The sequence below is a fragment of the Lysinibacillus sp. CNPSo 3705 genome, assembly GCF_028674935.1.
Lineage (GTDB): Bacteria > Bacillota > Bacilli > Bacillales_A > Planococcaceae > Lysinibacillus.
Genome location: NZ_JAQZSD010000009.1, coordinates 63642 through 81158 on the forward strand (window position 1 = coordinate 63642; position 17517 = coordinate 81158).

The following is a 17517-nucleotide window of genomic DNA, read 5'->3' on the forward strand; positions in this document are numbered from 1 at the left end:
GGGGAAGTAGCTTGAAACCAATTATTTTCTGTGATTTTGATGGCACTATAACAGAAACAGATAATATCGTCTCTCTAATGACTCAATTCGTTCCAGAGGAATCTGAAAAAATTGCGAAAGCAATGATGGAACAAACTATAACCTTTAAAGATGGCATTTCAGCAATGTTCGCGCTATTATCAACTAAACAAAAGAATGCTGTGATCCAATATTTATTGGATACGGCCATTATACGTGAGGGCTTTGGCGATTTCGTTCGCTATGCACAAGAAAACCATATTCCGTTTTATATTGTTAGCGGTGGTGTCGATTTTTTCATTGAGCCATTATTAAAAAAATACGGTCCGTTTTCCGGGATATATTGTAACGGTGCTGATTTTTCCGGACAGCAAATTAAGCTCGTTTTTCCGAATAGCTGTGATGAAGAATGTGCGAAATTTGATGTTCAGGGTTGCGGTTGCTGCAAGCCAAGCGTTATGCGAAAAGTTGCACAGAGTAATCACTTTAAAATCGTAATTGGAGACTCACTTTCTGATTTTGAGGCAGCAAAACAGGCAGATTTAGTACTTGCCAGGGATCATCTTATTAAACGCTGTAAAGACCTTCAACTTCCTTATAAGCCATTTGAGACATTTTATGATTGCTTAGAAGCTGTAAAAAAGCTTTTGGAAGCAGAAAAGATTGTTTCAATGTAATTGAGAGATTAAAGAAATAAAGCTCATAACCATACCGTGTTGTTGATTTCCGTTCCGACTGGGCGCTTTATAGCTGACGCTTCGCTTTCGTACAGAAAACATCCGCTTCGCTGCAGGGTCTCGGGCCAACAGATGTTTTTTGCGCGAAAGCGTGAGTGTAACGTAGCGACGGCAGCATGATGTTGGTCACGAAGGCGTTATCACAGGATGTGATGCTTTTAGCCTTCGTTCCTCTATTGCTAATCCCCAAGGAGTCGCCCAGTCGAAACGAAGGTCAACTTATATAATTGGCATACATTTCACCAAATGTCATCCACAACATTTGGTGAAGAGCCAGAAATAAGGGCGGTATGTTCTGAAATATAGCCCTTATTTCTACATAACAAAGGGAACCTTCTTATTAGATGGCTCCCATTCGAAGTCATGATTTAATTTTCGCTTTAAAAAGTCTCTTCCGACGTTCATACCAAATAACACAAATGATAAACCACGTATAGCCCATACTCCATCCGGCCAATACATCTGAAGCAAAATGACGGGCCCCAGCAACTCGAGACAAACCAATAAATACAGTTAAAACACTTGCCCCAAGCCAAAGCAATGTCTTACGTCCCTTGCGATTATTCTCCGAAAAAATATAAGCTATTGTAAATAAATACAAGATACCGGTCATCGCATGTCCAGAAGGAAAACTAAAGGATGTTAATTGTTCTTCAATCTCAGGTCTTGGCCGCTGCACCCATTTTTTCAATAATTGGTTAAGTACATTCCCACCTGCAACCGTTAACAAAACAAATAATATACCTCGGTTATTTTTTGCTTTCCACGCTAAATACACGATTAGGACTAATGCTACGGATACTACAAATGTCGGTTCTCCTATATAGTAGAAAAATTCTATAAAACGATTATTGAAAAATAAATCTGCCATTTTTGTATCAAAAGTATTGATGAATTCACTTTGCAAAGTAACTCGTAACACAAAAAAGATAATGAGCGTTAATACCGCTAAAGGATAAGCCCATTTTTTCATATAATACTTCACCTCAGGAACAATATGCTGTTATATTTTTCACATCATATCATATTTACGTCAACTAGAGGTGAATTTGACTTTTTATCACAAGATTATCTCCCCGTAAAGGTCCGATTGGTTATCTTTATCTAACCCAATGTGCCCCCTCTTTCTTGGGGTAGGACAAATGTTTTTTCTTCTGCCCTATTAAAATAATTTGAAAGAGCTAATGCAACGATAAATAAGATTGCAACGATAGGTATTATTTTTCTAAACAAAATATACACTTCCTCATCTTTAGTTTAAATTATTTTAATAATACTGGATCGAATAACCAATCCTTCGGCCCAAAGTTTTTATCCTTCTCTCCTCTTACTTCACGAGATATATTGTTTTTATAAATTAATTCTCTAAACTTTCTACTGAACAAAGTCTTTCGATATAAATATCTACCGTCATGACTCCATTCTGCTGATAAGAAAACATCATTTTCTATATTGGTGATATCTTTACGATTATAAATATCCGGACCATTGATTACCCCACTTAATCCACAACGACATGGAGGTTGCTCTGTCGCAAAATACAACTTAACTCTTTCAGCACTACTCTCTGGTAATACTTGTGTAGGTATAATTTGAAAAGCTTTTTGCTTCCCTTCTTTCGGTCCTTGATGAATAACTTCTAACAGTTCATAGCCTTTCATATCCTCTTGCTTCATTAATGTCGCTAATTCCTGTGAAGCAACCCAATATCCGCTCACATGAACTAGATGACGGTCTTTCATTTCTGTTGTATCTATCACTAATGGAGAAAGCTGCTCTTTTTCCATTAGTCCACAATGTTGGCAATAGGTGTTTATAGAAAATAAAGTTCCTCTATCATCTATAAACATATCAGGTGAGTTACCAGTTGAGTTTAGTGTGAATAATGGTGCTTGCTCATATTCGCTATCCGAAAAGTCAAAGTAAAAACGTTCTCCGATTGAAACAATTCCTAATTCGTGTTCCAATGATTTGTAGAGTGCTGCTACATGTTCATATGTCACGTCTTCATTTAATGTAAAAATAGGATTGAAAGATGCCTTTAAATTTCTTTTTCTTATTTTAGGTGCACCTATAAAAATACCATAGCGATTATAAACATTAATAACTTGATCTTGACTAGATTCATCTATAGAAAATAAATTTTCAAGTTCTACTTTCAAAATACACGCCTACCTTTATATAAAGTTTTATGGTGAAGTATGTTGACTAGCTAGTAACTTTAAAAAAATCTACAATCTCTACTTTCTTCATAGATAGCCAGGCTCTTATTTTAAACGAAATCTTATATAGTATTACCTACTATAGCAAATCTACTTAACCACGATTATCTTAAGCGTACCAGTACTTACACCGACATTTCAACGTTGGGTTTACGCCAATTTTTTGGCGGTTTTTAGGCCGATTTTTGGCGTGATTTGGCGGACATAGAAAAAACACCGCCATAATTTGGCGGTGTTATTTTAAAAATATAGGTATTTAGAATTGAAATTCAGGTATGATTTACTAGGTAAATATATTGTGTTAGGAAACCACCCAAACTCTCCCTTTTTATTGAAAAATATACCAACGAAAGTTAGTATAACATACAGACAATCTATAGTAAATTCATTCTTTCTGCAAGATTTACTGCCTCTGTCCGTGAATCTACATTCAGTAAAGAAAATAGCTGAGTTAAATATCTTTCGGTTGTCCGCTGAGGAATATTTAACTCTATCGCAATTGCTTTATTTGTATGCCCTTCCGCAATCAATCTTAAAATTTTCTTTTCTTTTTCATTTAAGTGAATATCGAGTTTGGCATTTTGCAATTGAAATTTATTATCCAGAAAATCCAAGAAATTTTGAGGTAAAACAATTTCACCATTTGCAATGGCCCGAACAGTTCGTAAAATTTGCTCCTTAGATGCTGTTTTAGCTAAAATACCTTCGATTTTCCTTTCTAAAATAAGTGGATAATAATCAGTTATATCATCACCAGTATAAAGAATAATTGAAGCATTTGACTGGATAGCTTTAATGTTACGTCCTACATTAATGCCATTTTCTAACGGCATATTTATATCAATTAAGTAGATATCATAAGGCTTGTTTTTAATTTTCTGTATGACACGAGTTGCATCGCTTTCTGTATCAACTATAATATCTTCATTTTCTTGAAATAGGTTTTTCGTTCCCTCTAACACAATAGGGTGATCATCCACTATGAGCATCGTAATCAAGTGTATCACTTCCTTCTTTTACTGTAATTCTAATAGACATTCCTTTACTAACCTGCGAATCGATGTAAAACTGTCCGTTAAAGGCCTTTACACGTTCTTGCATACCTTGAATTCCCATCGATTCTGCGACAATTATATCCCCAATATTACAGCCTACACCATCATCCCTGTAGATAATTTCGAAACCATCGTCCATTTCCCGCAAATGAATTTCAACTGTTGTTGCATAGGAATGTTTTAACGCGTTATTGAGTAATTCTTGAAATAGTCGATAAATCATTAAATTCATACGCTCATCCTCTAAATAAAGGCGATCGATCGTATAAATTAACACAAAACTAGCTCTTTCTATTACTTTGCGAATTAGCTTCTCTAATGCAGCATTCAATCCTAATGTATCTAATAATGGGGGCTTCAAATTTTCGCAATAAGCTCTTAAATCATGTAAAGATGTAACCATCTGCTGATGAATTTTCGCAAGTTTTGGCTGGATATCTGTTGCATCCTTCCTATTGACTAGGACATCAACTTCCCGGGCAATATGGAGCTGCTCTTGCAAATTTGTATCATGTAATTCTTGAGCTAATTGATATTTTTCCTCTTCAAATCTTAACCATAATAATTTGCTTAACCAAGGCAATTGACTATCATCTGCTTGCCTCATATGCTTTAATTCCTCTAACAGTTCTTCTACCATCTTTGTATTTTCAATAAAATTATTTACATATAATAAGAGCAATTCAAGCCATAGAAGCTCTTCATCTTTCAAATGAATCGAATTATTATGTCGCAATACTAATGCTCTTTTATAATGCGCATCTTGATGGAGGAAAGCGAGATAGACTTGATCAAATTTTTTAATTTCCCCTAATTTTAAATCTTCCATTAACATTGGATTAATCGGAAGACCGCCCTCAACCGTTGCTGTAAATTGCTTTTTATCATAGTCATAAGTTAATACAAATACATGTTCAAGCTCAAGATGTAAAGAAACCTCTTGCACAAATTTTTCTAGAAGATTATCTATTTTTATTGTTTTACCAATCTTATCTACAGCTGTATATAACTGATGTATATAATCCCCTTTTGTTGAAAATAAGATTTTTCGTTTTCGATAATCGACTTTCTCTTTTATGTAAAAAAGAACAACTAACGATGTAAAAGTAAAAAATGACACACCGGATATGACGGTCATCGTTAAATATTTTCCTGCAATCCAATACAATCCAACTATAAACCACAACGTAAAAATCAATGAAAAGATTACATAATAACGTAATCTAGTAATATGATATTCGATATCAAATAGCCGATCTGCTAACTGTGTAAAAATAAAACTAAACGGAATTAACAATAAAAAAAGAGCACTAATCTCAGCAGAAAGTATATATTGATGAAATAAAATGTAAGGGAGCGCATATAGAAAAAGGAATGGCAGAAACGGAATCATTATACTAATTAATAAAATTTTTAACTGAGGCGATTTATATTTGAAATAGCTTAGCAATAAAATACTAAGTATGATAATAAGGAAAACGAAGAACATAGCTAGTACAATATTCGAAAGTAAATTATTAAAAGCAGGGTATATAATACCCATACCGCCCAATATCATCGCTATCACAGGAAGTATATAAAATAATTTTATATTATTAGAAAGCAACCAATTTGTTTTTAAAAATGTGTAATAATTCCTTAAGAAGTGGAGTAATAACACTAAGCATAGTAACATGCTACCACGATTAACGATTACACCAAGACTGTTTAGACTGCCGGATGCACCAATGCTAACATAAGCCAGGGAAACAGTGAGCATAAATAAAATAAGTAAACATAAAAGAGATGTATTTTTTTGTTTAAAATATAAGTAAAACACAATGATTAATGTTAAAAAAAAGTAACAAGAAGGTATTACCAATATGTAATGAAAATATTGCTCTGGTAAATCAAATCTACTAACGCTCACATCCATTATTTGTCCGTTAGGTTTCATAATTGTTAGCAAGCTTGCCGTACGTAATAAATGATCATGTTTTACATTAGGGATATCCTCTGTATGAAGGTTATTTACACTTAAAATAACATCTCCTTCAGAAATTCGAATTCCGCCCTCTAATTGTTTAGAGTACGAACTAGTTACTACCCATTCCCCATTCTCTTCTTTTAAATCTATACCCAAATAATGCTTGCTGTAAGTAATATACAGTAGGTAAGTTCCTAGCAATATGTAAATACTTACAGCAAGCAGAAACCATACACGTTTAAGTTTTTTTAGTTCCAAAATCCATTTTCTAAGCGTACGTCTTCTTCAAACGAGTTAAGTATCGCTCTTTGCTCCATAGCTGAAACTCCAATTAATGAAGCTTTTTGTTCTTTTAAGAGTGCAACTAAGTCAGGGTTTTTTTCTAGATGTTGAATTACATTAATCATATTAACCTCTCCTTAATTTATTAGTTTTTTTAGGTAATCTTTACATACTTCATTTATAGCTACATTTTCAAGAGTATCTAATGCTCTAAACTTGTAAACATTCTTAATAGTAATTGCATAACGTATTGCGCCACCATTTGTCAACTCATTTTCCGTAGCATTATTATCTAAAAATGCATCTATATCATCATTATAATAGTTTACAACAGAATTTGAAACATCATTTCCCTGTGATAAAAGATAAATAATAGGCAATGAGTATCTTTTATTTAGTAGATCATTTTTAGGTCCCCAAGTTTTTAAACTTTGAATATCGTTTTTAATTTGTTGGATAATACCTATATATTTCCCGTACTCCTCAATCTCAGAAGATATCGCTCCTTTTGCAAGCACTTCGCCAATTAAGCAACTCATTGCTGTTAAAGAACCTGACTTTTGTTCAATCATTTGTATATACGATTGCTCATCCCTACAAGTATTGAGTAAATCTAATTGCTGACCGTTTATACTTCGTAATGCATAATCCTCCAGTATTTGAATAGCAATACTTTTGTGTTCAAAGGTAGACTTACGTACAGTTCTAGAAGCCATAACTAGCATAGCTAAAGCAACATTTAATGATAATTCAGGTGTTTTAGTCCAACTATAGTCTGAATCCTTGTCCTGCAAGTCGTCGATTATATCAAACGATAAAATTAAAAGTTCGATAGCTGCGGCAACATTATAAATGTCCTCGTTCAAACAATCTGTAAACGCTTCATAATGCCAATAACAAAGCTTACCAAATGAATAGCCAACTGCCTTTTTTTCTTCTTTAAATTTTTTTAGCATCGACCGTAATTCATGACTGATCAATGTCTCGTTTTCAATTAGAATGTCCAATGCTTCATTAATTTGTTCGTCAAGCTCCTGCAATAGTCCTCTCCTCCCTTAAATATGTTAATAAATATTATACAGATTAATGGGAAATAATACTAGACATCGAGATCATCAGGGAATTTTTTACATTGTATCATTAGCACAATATACCGCCAAAAAGTGGCGGTATTTGTAGAAAGCACGCCATTTCTTTATTTAGGGATAGTAAAATAAATGGCGGAGTCATATGATTGACCGCCATTTTTTGGCGTAAACTCACCATTGAAATGGCGTCCTCACTGATGATACGCTTATAGTAAGCTAAGATCAATTTGTATTCTGTTCGTATACTAATCTTTGAGTTATAAAGTTCATGAGAAACTAGATTGGATACTATGTATAGAAGTTGATCGGAGAGAAGACGGCCGCTTCTCGGGCTTAGAGTTACATTGAATGCCTATTTAGAATGGAAATCCCCTACGTTTATCGTGATGTGCCATTTCGCATAATCTATTAACAAGGAAATTCTCGAAACACTGGGAGTGATTGAAATGAAAAATGAAGTAAATGAAAACGTTTTATTACTTACAGCTAATTTTTCCTGTACAATTTTAATCTCTGAAGAAGAAATCACTATTAAAAAACCTTCGAAAGAACAACAATATATTGAGCAAATTATTATTGATGCTGAGCAACAGGTTTTTAAAGAAACATTAGCAGAGTATAAAAGCAAATCTACATTTTCAAATTTTATTTGCAATATTCCTGGATTTGAAGATGCTGTTCAGCAAAGGCTAGACAGTTTTATAGAACAATACGGAATTATAAGAGTATCCGAAGAAAGCCTGTCTATATTGCCATTAGTAAGTCCATTTACCTCTGAATTAAACATACATACACCTGTACTCTATATGTCACCAAGCTTTAGTATTATATATGCTAGAGGCAATTGCTCTAGCACTTCGTCAATTGGAAATCCTATTAAAATCGGAGAAACAGTCGGTTTACCTACTTTTCTTTTTAATTCAGAAATGGCAATGTCCTCTTTAAGGGACGTTACTGCTGTAAAAAAAGCAAATTGGGTACCACAACAATCGACTGCCACTTTCACCGGGGTTTCCATTAATGACAATGGTTTTTCTCTAAATATTACTACAACATTAAATTCTTGGAATAGAACGTCCATTAAGCATTAATATTAGACTGGGTATGGCACAGATATAGTTATGTGCCTCGCCCTTCTTCCTTAATATCGTTCTTTATGCCATTTTAATAGTTCTATGATTTTTTTCGTCGTTTTTTGACTATCATTGCATTTCTATCGGACAATGCAATGATTGTAGTCCTGTTCATAAGAAAAAGGTGCCTCAAATGAATTTTGAGACACCTTTAATTATTAACCTTTTACATAATAAACTTCTTGGCCACTTTCGATGATATGATCAGGCTTAGGTTTACCCGCATTTGCTTTATGGCCAGCAATATGTTCGGGACTCTTCTCCCAGTTTTTCCACGCTTCTTCTGATTCCCATCGAACCACAATTAGCACTTCCTCATCACCACGTCGTACTTTTTTTACAAGCACTTGCTTATCGATAAAGCCTGGCTGTTGTTCAAGCAATGACGGACCATCTTCTTTGGCGCCAAAACGCTCTACAACTTTATCCGAATTCCCTTCCGTAACGACAATACGTTTAATTTGTACAAACATATTATTTAAACGCCTTTAATACGTCTTCAGCTTTTTGAGTTTCAGAAGTTAAACCGCCACCAGATAAATACCAAACTTGTGGATCTAGATAAAAGATTTTACCATTTTTCGCAGCGTTAGTAGCACCAACGATTTCGTTTTCAATTGCAGCTTTTGTACCAGACTCACCTTCTGGATTTACAGCAGCATCACGATCAACTACGAATAAAACGTCTGGGTTTGTGTCACGTACATATTCAAATGATGCGTTAGAACCATGTGTAGAAACTTCAATTTTTTCATCAGCAGGTTTTACACCAAATACATCATGGATCACACCGAAACGTGAACCAGGACCATATGCAGATAATGAACCTTCAGAACCTAGAACGATTAAAGCTTTTTCTTTAGCTGAAGCTGTTTTAGCTTTAACTTCCTCTACTTTTGCTTCGTATGCAGCAAATGCATCAGCAGCTTCTTTTTCTTTACCAAAGATCTTACCAGCTAATTCTGTTTTTTCTTTGAATGATTCCACGAAATTTTGATCATCTACACCTACATAGACAGTTGGCGCAATTTTAGATAATTCATCGTAAGCAGATGCTTGACGACCAGAGATGAAAATAATGTCTGGATTCATCGAAGAGATTGCTTCAAAGTCAGGCTCTTTTAAAGCACCAACATTAACATAATCTTTACCAGCATATTTACTTAAGTATTTTGGAACTGATTTTTGTGGAACACCTGCAACTTCAACACCTAAAGCATCTAAAGTATCAAGGAAACCATAGTCAAATACAACAACATTCTTTGGTTGCTCTTTAAGCGTTACTTCTTTAAAAGTATCTTCACCATCTTTGATAGCTGGGATTGTAAGTGGGTAAGCTGTAGCTTCTTCTTTTTGCTCTTCAGCTGGCTTATCAGTTGAGGAACCTTTATCTTCTTTTTTTGCTTCGTCTTTAGAACCGCAAGCAGCTAGTACTAATAGCATCATTGCCATTAACACAGTAAGTAATTTCCAATTTTTCATTGTAAAATTGCTCCTTTATTTTTTAGATGGACATTTCCATCTATTATTTTTTTTAAGAGTTAAAATATACACAAATGCGACAACCATTCTGTTCTTGAACCGGGATATCCATATCATAAATTTCCTTAAGCGCATCAGAGTTGATGATGTCATTTGTTGGACCGTCTTTAACAACACGTCCATTTTTTAATGCGACAATATGATCAGAGTATACAGAAGCAAAGTTAATATCATGTAATACAATGACAACTGTTTTCCCCAGCTCATCAACGAGCTTGCGCAAAATTTTCATGATTTGCACAGAGTGCTTCATGTCTAAATTGTTAAGCGGCTCATCAAGCAAAATATAGTCTGTATCCTGCGCAATAACCATTGCAATAAATGCACGTTGACGTTGACCACCAGATAATTCATCCAAATAATTGTGCTGAATATCCCCTAAATTCATATATTGAATCGCTTCATCTATCTTTAGCTCATCCTCAGGCTTCAAATTGCCTTTCGAATAAGGGAAACGCCCAAATGAAACAAGCTCACGGATTGTTAGGCGAACATTCATATAGTTAGACTGTTTTAAAATAGATACTCGCTTCGCAAAATCATCCGATTTCCAACGACGTACATCTGCTTTATCGAGTAATACTTCTCCAGTGTCTGCATTAAGTAAACGGCTTACCATTGAAAGCAATGTTGATTTACCTGCGCCATTCGGTCCAATAAAAGACGTAATTTTCCCTGGTGCAACGTCGACACTGACATCTTGAATGACCGGTTTTTTCCCAAAAAACTTAGAGATTTCTTTTACTTGGATCATCCTGCTGACCTACTTTCCTTCAATAATAAGTAGATGAAGTACACGCCACCTACGAAGTTTATAATAACGCTTAGTGTTGTATCGAAATTAAAAATACGTTCGACCACCCACTGTCCACCGACCAAAGCTACAATACTCATCACACAAGAACCTGCGATTATCACAGAGTGCTTGTACGTCTTGAAAAATTGATACGATAAATTTGCCACGATTAAGCCAAAGAAAGTAATAGGCCCAACAAGAGCTGTAGAAACGGCAATTAATACTGACGATAATATGAGCATACGCTGTACAAGCTTGTCATACGGTACCCCTAAATTAATTGCTGTATCACGTCCAAGAGACATTACATCTAATTGGTTCATGTGACGCCAGCCATAAACAAAGGTAATGATTATGACAACACCAGCAAGCCATACTAAATCTGAATTGACATTGTTGAAGCTTGCAAACATTTTACTTTGTAAGCTTAAAAACTCATTCGGGTCTATTAGAACTTGGAAGAACGTAGTTACGCTTCCTAAAAACGTTCCGACAATCATACCGACAAGCAGCAAGAAATAAATCGGACGTTTTCCTTCCTTGAACAATACTCGATAAAATATTAGCGCAAAGACAACCATCGCTAAAACAGCTAGTAAGAAATTGTATTTGGCGTTAATAACGAATATCGACATAGAGCCAAAGAAGAAATAGATGAATGTTTGAACCATCATATATAATGCATCAAGCCCCATTACACTTGGCGTTAAAATACGGTTATGTGTAATCGTTTGGAATACTACAGTTGAATATGCAATCGCAATTCCTGTTAACGACATCGCTACCACTTTAATAAGGCGGCGTGGAAACGCATAATGATAGTTACCATTAAGTTCATAAAATACATACAGTAAAATAGATACTACAGCCAAACCTAGTAAAATCAACATTTTTGTACGGTTACGCATATGCTCTCCCCCTAAACAACATAATTAGGAAGATCGCACTTCCGATGACACCGACCGTCATACTAATCGGAATTTCATAAGGGAAAATCAGTACACGCCCTACAATGTCGCAAAATAATAAGAACGACATACCTAGTAATGCTGTATGAGGCAATGTCTTAGCAAGGTTATCCCCTTTGAACAGCGAAACTATATTTGGAATGATTAAACCAAGGAACGGTATCATACCAACTGTTAGCACCACTGTCGTCGAAATAAGTGCCACTAACACTAAACCTAAATTCACAACGAATTTATAAGAAAGACCAAGGTTTTTTGCAAAATCCTCACCCATTCCTGCCACTGTGAAGCGGTTCGCATAAATGTAAGCTAAAATCAGCACGGGTACACTTATGTATAAAAGCTCGTAACGACCTTTCATCATTAATGAGAAATCTCCCTGTAACCATGCAGAAATGTTTTGGATAATATCCGCCTTATACGCAAAAAACGTCGTAATTGACGAAAGGATATTCCCAAACATTAAGCCAATAAGCGGTATAAAGATCGCATCTTTAAACTTTATTCGATTTAATATTTGCATAAACAATAATGTGCCGGCTAAAGCAAATATGAAAGCGAAGGAAATTTTTTGAAAGTACGAGACATTTGTGAAAAACATCATCGAAATTAGTACCCCCAACTTTGTAGCATCTAATGTACCTGCTGTCGTTGGTGACACGAACTTATTCCTACTTAAGCTTTGCATAATTAAACCAGCAATACTCATACCTGCACCTGCTAACAAAATTGCTACAAGTCTCGGTATACGACTAATAAAAAATAGTCTAGTTTCTTCTGATTCTAAATCTAATAGATCACTCGGTTTTATATCAACTACACCTATAAATAGTGAAACTATAGACAGAACAACAGTTGCTGTAAAAAGATATCTTTTTTTCATTGTAATCCCCGGTAGATTCATTTTTGCTCGTAATCATTGAAAATGATTATCATTACTCACGATTCTCATTATAAGCGTGTTTCTATTCTCAGTCAACCTACAACTGAGAATTATTCTCGCTTTATTTGAGAATCCGTAAAAACAAGAATTATCAACGAAAAATTTGCCTTCAGTGTTATTCTAAAGTTAAAATCTCTACATTTTTTGCACAAATAAAAAGGTAATTGAGAATAAAATACTGATTCCTTCTCAATTACCTTACCAATTATATAATTGCGTTCAGAGGCTTTGGGCCAATGGGATATTACTACAGGTGATGTGGCGTTCTTAGGTTCCTCTATTTAAGCGGATGTTTGGACACCACTAAAAAGTGACTTAAAACCACATTCATCACACCACCGTACAAGTGGGAGATGTGCTAAGAAGTTACGTTATTCGTCGACCGCCTTTTAGCCACGCAAAAATAATTAACACGATTAAGACAAAACCGACATATCCCATCACAGCATATAGCTTAGCTACAAGCGTTGTAAAACCCGCGAGACTTGCTAAAAAGGCCAAACTACCGATAAAAACGGCAGTTACCTTAAAACTGGCCTTATTAGGGTTTAAAAATCTCACCATAAATGAATAGAACATCCCCACTGCTGTATTATAAATCATTCCTAATAAAGAAAAGGACATCAACAGACCAATAAGAGGATGAATTTCATTTGCCAAAGCTAACATTGGTATATCCATGCCAACGATAACGTTCATTTTTGCAAGAAGAGACAGGTTAATTAGTAGAATTAAAGCGCCAAGCAAAATCCCACCAATAATACCTCCCAGCCCTGCCACTTTTTCATTGCGAATAGACCCACACATAACAGTTAAAAGAGAAAAACATACACCGATATTAAAAGACAAATACAGTAAAGCAGTAACCCACCAGCTTTTAGAACTTACCTGTGCTTGTTGTGCAATAACAGCTTGTTCGACAAAGGTTAAATCCATCGTCGCTAATGAATAGATCGCTATTATCGAGACAATGGCTAACAGATAGGGAGTAGCAATGGCAATAACGTTTATAATGCTCTTCACATCCATCATAACTGTCGCTATAGTAAGTACAATCATACAAATGCTCCCAAGCCATACGGGTAGTCCAAACATTTGATGTAACGTAGCACCCGCTCCTGCAAACATGATTACTGCTACACCGAATAAGAAGAGCGACAGTAAATAATCCATCACTAAACCTACAGCATTACCTGAAATTTGATAAATTAAATCCTTGTGCGATGTCGTTCGTAATCTTGAGCTAATTTGAGCAATGCACATTCCTACTAAGGCAAACCCAACTGTAGCAATAAGTGCACCATAAATCCCTTGAAAGCCATAGCTCGTAAAATATAGTACGATTTCCTGTCCTGATGCAAATCCCGCACCGACAATAATCCCTACATAGGCACCACCGATTTGCAAACTTTTTTTCAATCAGTTCTCTCCCTGTTTATCCTATTATTGGGGTCATCACCAAAACATGTGATTGATTTCCGTTCCGACTGAGCGCTTTTCCGCTGCCGCTTCGCTTTTGCACAGAGCAGAGCTTCCTGGGGGGCGCCCGATGAGCCGCTTCACTCGCGATGCTCGCTTTGGTGATGAACCTATTATTGATAGATCTTCTTACTGATTGTTTGCTTATCAATTACCTTCATATTAGGTGTAAATCCAATTCCAGCCGTTTGTGGCACACGAATATAACCATCCTCTACAATTACTTCAGGTGTAATGATATCCTCATACCAATAATGATTAGAGCCTGCAGTATCCCCAGGCAACACAAAATTAGAGAGCGATGTTAATGCAATATTATGTGCTCGTCCGATTCCTGCCTCTAACATACCGCCACACCAAACAGGGATATTATGTTCCTTACATAAATCATGAATTCTTCTTGCTTCCGTTAAACCGCCTACACGTCCTATTTTTATATTAATAACACCACAACTACCTAGCTCTATAGCTTTTCGAGCATCTTCGTAGGAGGTGATGCTTTCATCTAAACAAATAGGCGTTTTTAACTTTCGCTGTAGCTTAGCATGATCGACAATATCATCAACTGCTAACGGCTGCTCAATCATTAATAGATTAAATGCATCCAGTTGCTGCAATACATCCATATCGTTCAATGTATAGGCAGAATTAGCATCTACCATCAATGGCAGTTCTGGCATTTCAGCACGAATAGCACGAATAACTCCTACATCGTGACCGGGCTTAATTTTCACTTTTACTCGTTTATAGCCTTTATTTACATGGCCTTTTACTAAATCGATTAATGCATCTGTGGAAGATTGAATACCTACGCTAACGCCTACCTCTATTTGTTCCTTAATCCCGCCTAACGCTTGAGCAAGTGATTGCTTCGTTTGTTGAGCATAAATATCCCAAATAGCCCCTTCAATAGAGGATTTCGCCATGCAATTACGACGAATAGCAGAGAACAAAGCACTGACTTCATCTGGATGCCCGACCTCTTTATGTAACAAGATGGGGATTAAGAAGTCTTCAAGCATATGCCATGTTGTTGTTAACGTCTCCTCTGTATACCATGGCGCTACAAAGGCAACAGCTTCTCCCCATCCTACAGTTCCTGATTGATCTATTGCTTCTATAAGTAAGAGCTCTTTTTCATCAATTGTGCCAAAACTCGTTGTAAACGGTGCTTTCATAGGCATTTTTATATGTCTCACTGTAATCTGTTCTAGTTTCACACGATTTCACTCCTTATCCTTATTATAAAGCTAATAAGGAGCGTCTGACTAATAGATAGCTATGAACATATTCCTTATTCTTTTTCACTCGAACAATTGCATAATTTTGTTCAAACAATGTCGTTAAAATAGTACGTACTTTATAACGCCAGTCCTCCGCAAGCTTAGGACTCTCTACTTTCATCTTTTGTAAAAATTGAGGAATGGGTAATAAATAGGCGTCCTTATAATACGATTGCTCTTGCTGAAATTCACCATCAACATCGAGCACCGGTAAGCCATCTACCGTTAAAGACCACGGTACAATTTCGTCAGCTTCTTCTTCTAGTTCATCTAGGGATTCCTCCACTCGATCACGTTCAATCCACCATTCAACAACGATTCGATCTGAAGGTAGCCCATCGTTAAAGTCATCCTCGAGCGGACCATAGTAATCATTTTCGTACTGGAAACTAAGGGCATTGAGCTTTAAAAATGATAAATTAGCCATACGCGCTTCTAGCGGATCAAATAGCCAAATCACAAGCTGAAACCCATGTTCTTTTGCATATTCCTGTTGAGCATGCTTTAATAATTCACCTACACCTTGTTCACGATATGATTTCTCCACGCCAATCATGTGTGAGTGTAAATACATTTTTCCATGTCGATAGCCAACAAAGCAGTAGTTAAAGCCAATCAGCTTTTCTTCTAAATATGCTCCAAGGATTAATCCACCATTTTGTACAGCTGCTAACAATTGATGTGAAGGAATAGCCTGACTCCCCCATATAGCTTCGTTCAAAATTTGTACTTCTGCAATTTCAGTAGGTGCTATTATTTTTTGAATACGTACTTTCTCTAGCATTATGCTGATCCCTCCTTTGAGTTCCCCGACTCCAATGCTAACAATACCGCTCTTGTAAGAATTTCAACTCCCGTCACAAGCCTCGCCTGCTTAAATTTCATCTTTGGATGATGTAGGCCTGGTGTCACCCCACAACCTAATCCTAACATCGTAGATTTTAAATGCGGGCGTTGAACAGCATAGTGATGAAAGTCTTCTCCTCCAGGTGTATGAACTGGCTTTCTTAAATTCGACAACCCAGTTGCTTGCACGATTGCCTGCTCCATAATATATTGAGCAGTTGGATCTACTTCAGCTGCTACTACATTTGCTACTGTACGTAATTCAATCTGCACTTTATGCAAGATCTTGGAAGAATCAATAACCCTTTTTATTCCCTGTGCAAGGGTATCCATTACATCATTTTGCTGAGCTCGTATATCAATAGTAAACGCTGCACTTCCAGGAATAATATTGCCGGATTCTCCTCCAGCATGGAATTTCGTCATTTTAATTGATACAGGAACCATTGGATCTGTATGAAGTGTTCTTAAATCTTCGATAATTGTTGCTCCTACTTCAATGGCGTTCACGCCTAGATGCGGTCTTGCTGCGTGGGCATCTTCTCCAATGATTTCCCCCTCAAGCATTCGAGAGGCTCCATGATGCAATGCAGCACAATAAGTACCGTCTTCGAGCTCATGAACAGGTCTTACATGGACACCAAATAAAAAGTCTAAATCATCAATGATTCCTTCTTTTAAAACCGATAAAGCACCAGTTCCTTTTTCTTCAGCTGGTTGAAAAATCACACGAATTGTACCGTTGAATGATGGAGCAAGCTCTTTCAAAAGTAATAGCGCACCGATTGCCATCGTCATATGTCCGTCATGGCCACAGGAGTGATTCGCACGAAATTCACCATCTACTTCCTGCCATAACGCATCAATGTCCGTACGCAAACCGACTTTAGGACTACCACTTCCTACGTCAACATAAAGTCCAGTACTGTTTTTAAAGCGTATTGGTGAAAAACCTTCCCGCGTTAGTAAATCAACAATATAATTTGTTGTTTCTACCTCATGCCAGCTTATTTCTGGATTCGCGTGTAAATACGTGAAAATCTCCATTAATCTTGGCCTCAAACGACTTAAAGCTTCCTTCATAGCATCCAACCCCTTAAATTATCATACTATTAAGATTATTATAACGAAATTGAAATCTTTTCACACAGAAAACATA

The 17517-nt window shown here is 36.1% G+C and carries 17 protein-coding genes; 2 read left to right on the forward strand and 15 right to left on the reverse strand.

The window, feature by feature from the left end; translation table 11 throughout:
* The first annotated feature begins 11 nt into the window (after positions 1 to 11).
* Complete coding sequence (locus PVA17_RS06000) at positions 12 to 695, forward strand: 2-hydroxy-3-keto-5-methylthiopentenyl-1-phosphate phosphatase (RefSeq protein WP_274067156.1); 684 nt, start codon at positions 12 to 14, stop codon at positions 693 to 695.
* Between the two features lie 421 nt (positions 696 to 1116).
* Here PVA17_RS06000 and PVA17_RS06005 read toward each other — a convergent pair whose 3' ends face one another.
* The 6 genes from PVA17_RS06005 to PVA17_RS06030 all read right to left on the reverse strand — a co-directional run bounded on the left by PVA17_RS06005 (position 1117) and on the right by PVA17_RS06030 (position 7320).
* Complete coding sequence (locus tag PVA17_RS06005; RefSeq protein WP_274067157.1) at positions 1117 to 1728, reverse strand: phosphatase PAP2 family protein; 612 nt, start codon at positions 1726 to 1728, stop codon at positions 1117 to 1119.
* A 289-nt stretch (positions 1729 to 2017) separates the two neighbouring features.
* Positions 2018 to 2917: a hypothetical protein gene (locus PVA17_RS06010; protein ID WP_142508539.1), complete on the reverse strand. Its 900-nt coding sequence runs from the start codon at positions 2915 to 2917 to the stop codon at positions 2018 to 2020.
* A gap of 434 nt (positions 2918 to 3351) precedes the next feature.
* Positions 3352 to 3939 carry a response regulator gene (locus PVA17_RS06015; RefSeq protein WP_274067158.1) on the reverse strand — a complete coding sequence of 196 codons (588 nt, stop codon included), beginning with the start codon at positions 3937 to 3939 and terminating at the stop codon, positions 3352 to 3354.
* A gap of 10 nt (positions 3940 to 3949) precedes the next feature.
* Positions 3950 to 6199 carry a sensor histidine kinase gene (locus PVA17_RS06020; protein WP_274067189.1) on the reverse strand — a complete coding sequence of 750 codons (2250 nt, stop codon included), beginning with the start codon at positions 6197 to 6199 and terminating at the stop codon, positions 3950 to 3952.
* Between the two features lie 47 nt (positions 6200 to 6246).
* Entirely contained in the window at positions 6247 to 6405 is a 159-nt protein-coding gene (comX, locus tag PVA17_RS06025; protein ID WP_132361534.1) for a competence pheromone ComX, read from the reverse strand.
* 12 nt (positions 6406 to 6417) lie between these two features.
* Entirely contained in the window at positions 6418 to 7320 is a 903-nt protein-coding gene (locus PVA17_RS06030; RefSeq protein WP_132361532.1) for a polyprenyl synthetase family protein, read from the reverse strand.
* A gap of 494 nt (positions 7321 to 7814) precedes the next feature.
* Here PVA17_RS06030 and PVA17_RS06035 point away from each other — a divergent pair, with 494 nt between their 5' ends.
* The gene (locus tag PVA17_RS06035; RefSeq protein ID WP_132361530.1) at positions 7815 to 8459 is read left to right on the forward strand and encodes a hypothetical protein; all 645 of its coding nucleotides are present in this window, start codon (positions 7815 to 7817) and stop codon (positions 8457 to 8459) included.
* Positions 8460 to 8659: 200 nt separating this feature from the next.
* Here the strand turns inward: PVA17_RS06035 and PVA17_RS06040 are convergent, their stop codons facing one another.
* From PVA17_RS06040 to PVA17_RS06080, 9 genes are all read right to left on the reverse strand, one after another.
* Positions 8660 to 8974 carry an antibiotic biosynthesis monooxygenase family protein gene (locus PVA17_RS06040; protein WP_132361528.1) on the reverse strand — a complete coding sequence of 105 codons (315 nt, stop codon included), beginning with the start codon at positions 8972 to 8974 and terminating at the stop codon, positions 8660 to 8662.
* A 1-nt stretch (position 8975) separates the two neighbouring features.
* Positions 8976 to 9983 carry a siderophore ABC transporter substrate-binding protein gene (locus tag PVA17_RS06045; protein ID WP_132361526.1) on the reverse strand — a complete coding sequence of 336 codons (1008 nt, stop codon included), beginning with the start codon at positions 9981 to 9983 and terminating at the stop codon, positions 8976 to 8978.
* Positions 9984 to 10035: 52 nt separating this feature from the next.
* A complete protein-coding gene (locus PVA17_RS06050) occupies positions 10036 to 10797 on the reverse strand; it encodes an iron ABC transporter ATP-binding protein (protein WP_132361524.1) in 762 nt (253 codons plus the stop codon).
* A complete protein-coding gene (locus PVA17_RS06055) occupies positions 10794 to 11747 on the reverse strand; it encodes an iron chelate uptake ABC transporter family permease subunit (protein ID WP_132361522.1) in 954 nt (317 codons plus the stop codon). The genes PVA17_RS06050 and PVA17_RS06055 overlap by 4 nt, the downstream gene beginning before the upstream one ends.
* On the reverse strand, positions 11740 to 12690 hold the full coding sequence (locus PVA17_RS06060; protein ID WP_274067159.1) for an ABC transporter permease: 951 nt from the start codon (positions 12688 to 12690) through the stop codon (positions 11740 to 11742). Before PVA17_RS06060 ends, PVA17_RS06055 begins: the two co-directional genes overlap by 8 nt.
* A gap of 426 nt (positions 12691 to 13116) precedes the next feature.
* Positions 13117 to 14169, reverse strand: coding sequence for a YkvI family membrane protein (locus PVA17_RS06065; RefSeq protein ID WP_274067160.1), 1053 nt, complete (start codon positions 14167 to 14169; stop codon positions 13117 to 13119).
* A 173-nt stretch (positions 14170 to 14342) separates the two neighbouring features.
* A complete protein-coding gene (gene menC / locus PVA17_RS06070; RefSeq protein WP_274067161.1) occupies positions 14343 to 15449 on the reverse strand; it encodes an o-succinylbenzoate synthase in 1107 nt (368 codons plus the stop codon).
* A gap of 22 nt (positions 15450 to 15471) precedes the next feature.
* Positions 15472 to 16296, reverse strand: coding sequence for a GNAT family N-acetyltransferase (locus tag PVA17_RS06075; protein WP_274067162.1), 825 nt, complete (start codon positions 16294 to 16296; stop codon positions 15472 to 15474).
* Positions 16296 to 17441, reverse strand: coding sequence for a M20 peptidase aminoacylase family protein (locus PVA17_RS06080; protein ID WP_132361512.1), 1146 nt, complete (start codon positions 17439 to 17441; stop codon positions 16296 to 16298). The genes PVA17_RS06075 and PVA17_RS06080 overlap by 1 nt, the downstream gene beginning before the upstream one ends.
* Positions 17442 to 17517: the final 76 nt, after the last annotated feature.

What these genes read in the sequence shown, in the direction of transcription:
- PVA17_RS06005 (WP_274067157.1), bottom strand. Translation starts at nt 1,728, where the DNA reads ATGAAAAAATGGGCTTATCCTTTAGCGGTATTAACGCTCATTATCTTT.
- comX (WP_132361534.1), bottom strand. Translation starts at nt 6,405, where the DNA reads ATGATTAATGTAATTCAACATCTAGAAAAAAACCCTGACTTAGTTGCA.
- PVA17_RS06035 (WP_132361530.1), top strand. Translation starts at nt 7,815, where the DNA reads ATGAAAAATGAAGTAAATGAAAACGTTTTATTACTTACAGCTAATTTT.
- PVA17_RS06040 (WP_132361528.1), bottom strand. Translation starts at nt 8,974, where the DNA reads ATGTTTGTACAAATTAAACGTATTGTCGTTACGGAAGGGAATTCGGAT.
- PVA17_RS06045 (WP_132361526.1), bottom strand. Translation starts at nt 9,983, where the DNA reads ATGAAAAATTGGAAATTACTTACTGTGTTAATGGCAATGATGCTATTA.
- PVA17_RS06050 (WP_132361524.1), bottom strand. Translation starts at nt 10,797, where the DNA reads ATGATCCAAGTAAAAGAAATCTCTAAGTTTTTTGGGAAAAAACCGGTC.
- PVA17_RS06055 (WP_132361522.1), bottom strand. Translation starts at nt 11,747, where the DNA reads ATGCGTAACCGTACAAAAATGTTGATTTTACTAGGTTTGGCTGTAGTA.
- PVA17_RS06060 (WP_274067159.1), bottom strand. Translation starts at nt 12,690, where the DNA reads ATGAAAAAAAGATATCTTTTTACAGCAACTGTTGTTCTGTCTATAGTT.
- PVA17_RS06075 (WP_274067162.1), bottom strand. Translation starts at nt 16,296, where the DNA reads ATGCTAGAGAAAGTACGTATTCAAAAAATAATAGCACCTACTGAAATT.
- PVA17_RS06080 (WP_132361512.1), bottom strand. Translation starts at nt 17,441, where the DNA reads ATGAAGGAAGCTTTAAGTCGTTTGAGGCCAAGATTAATGGAGATTTTC.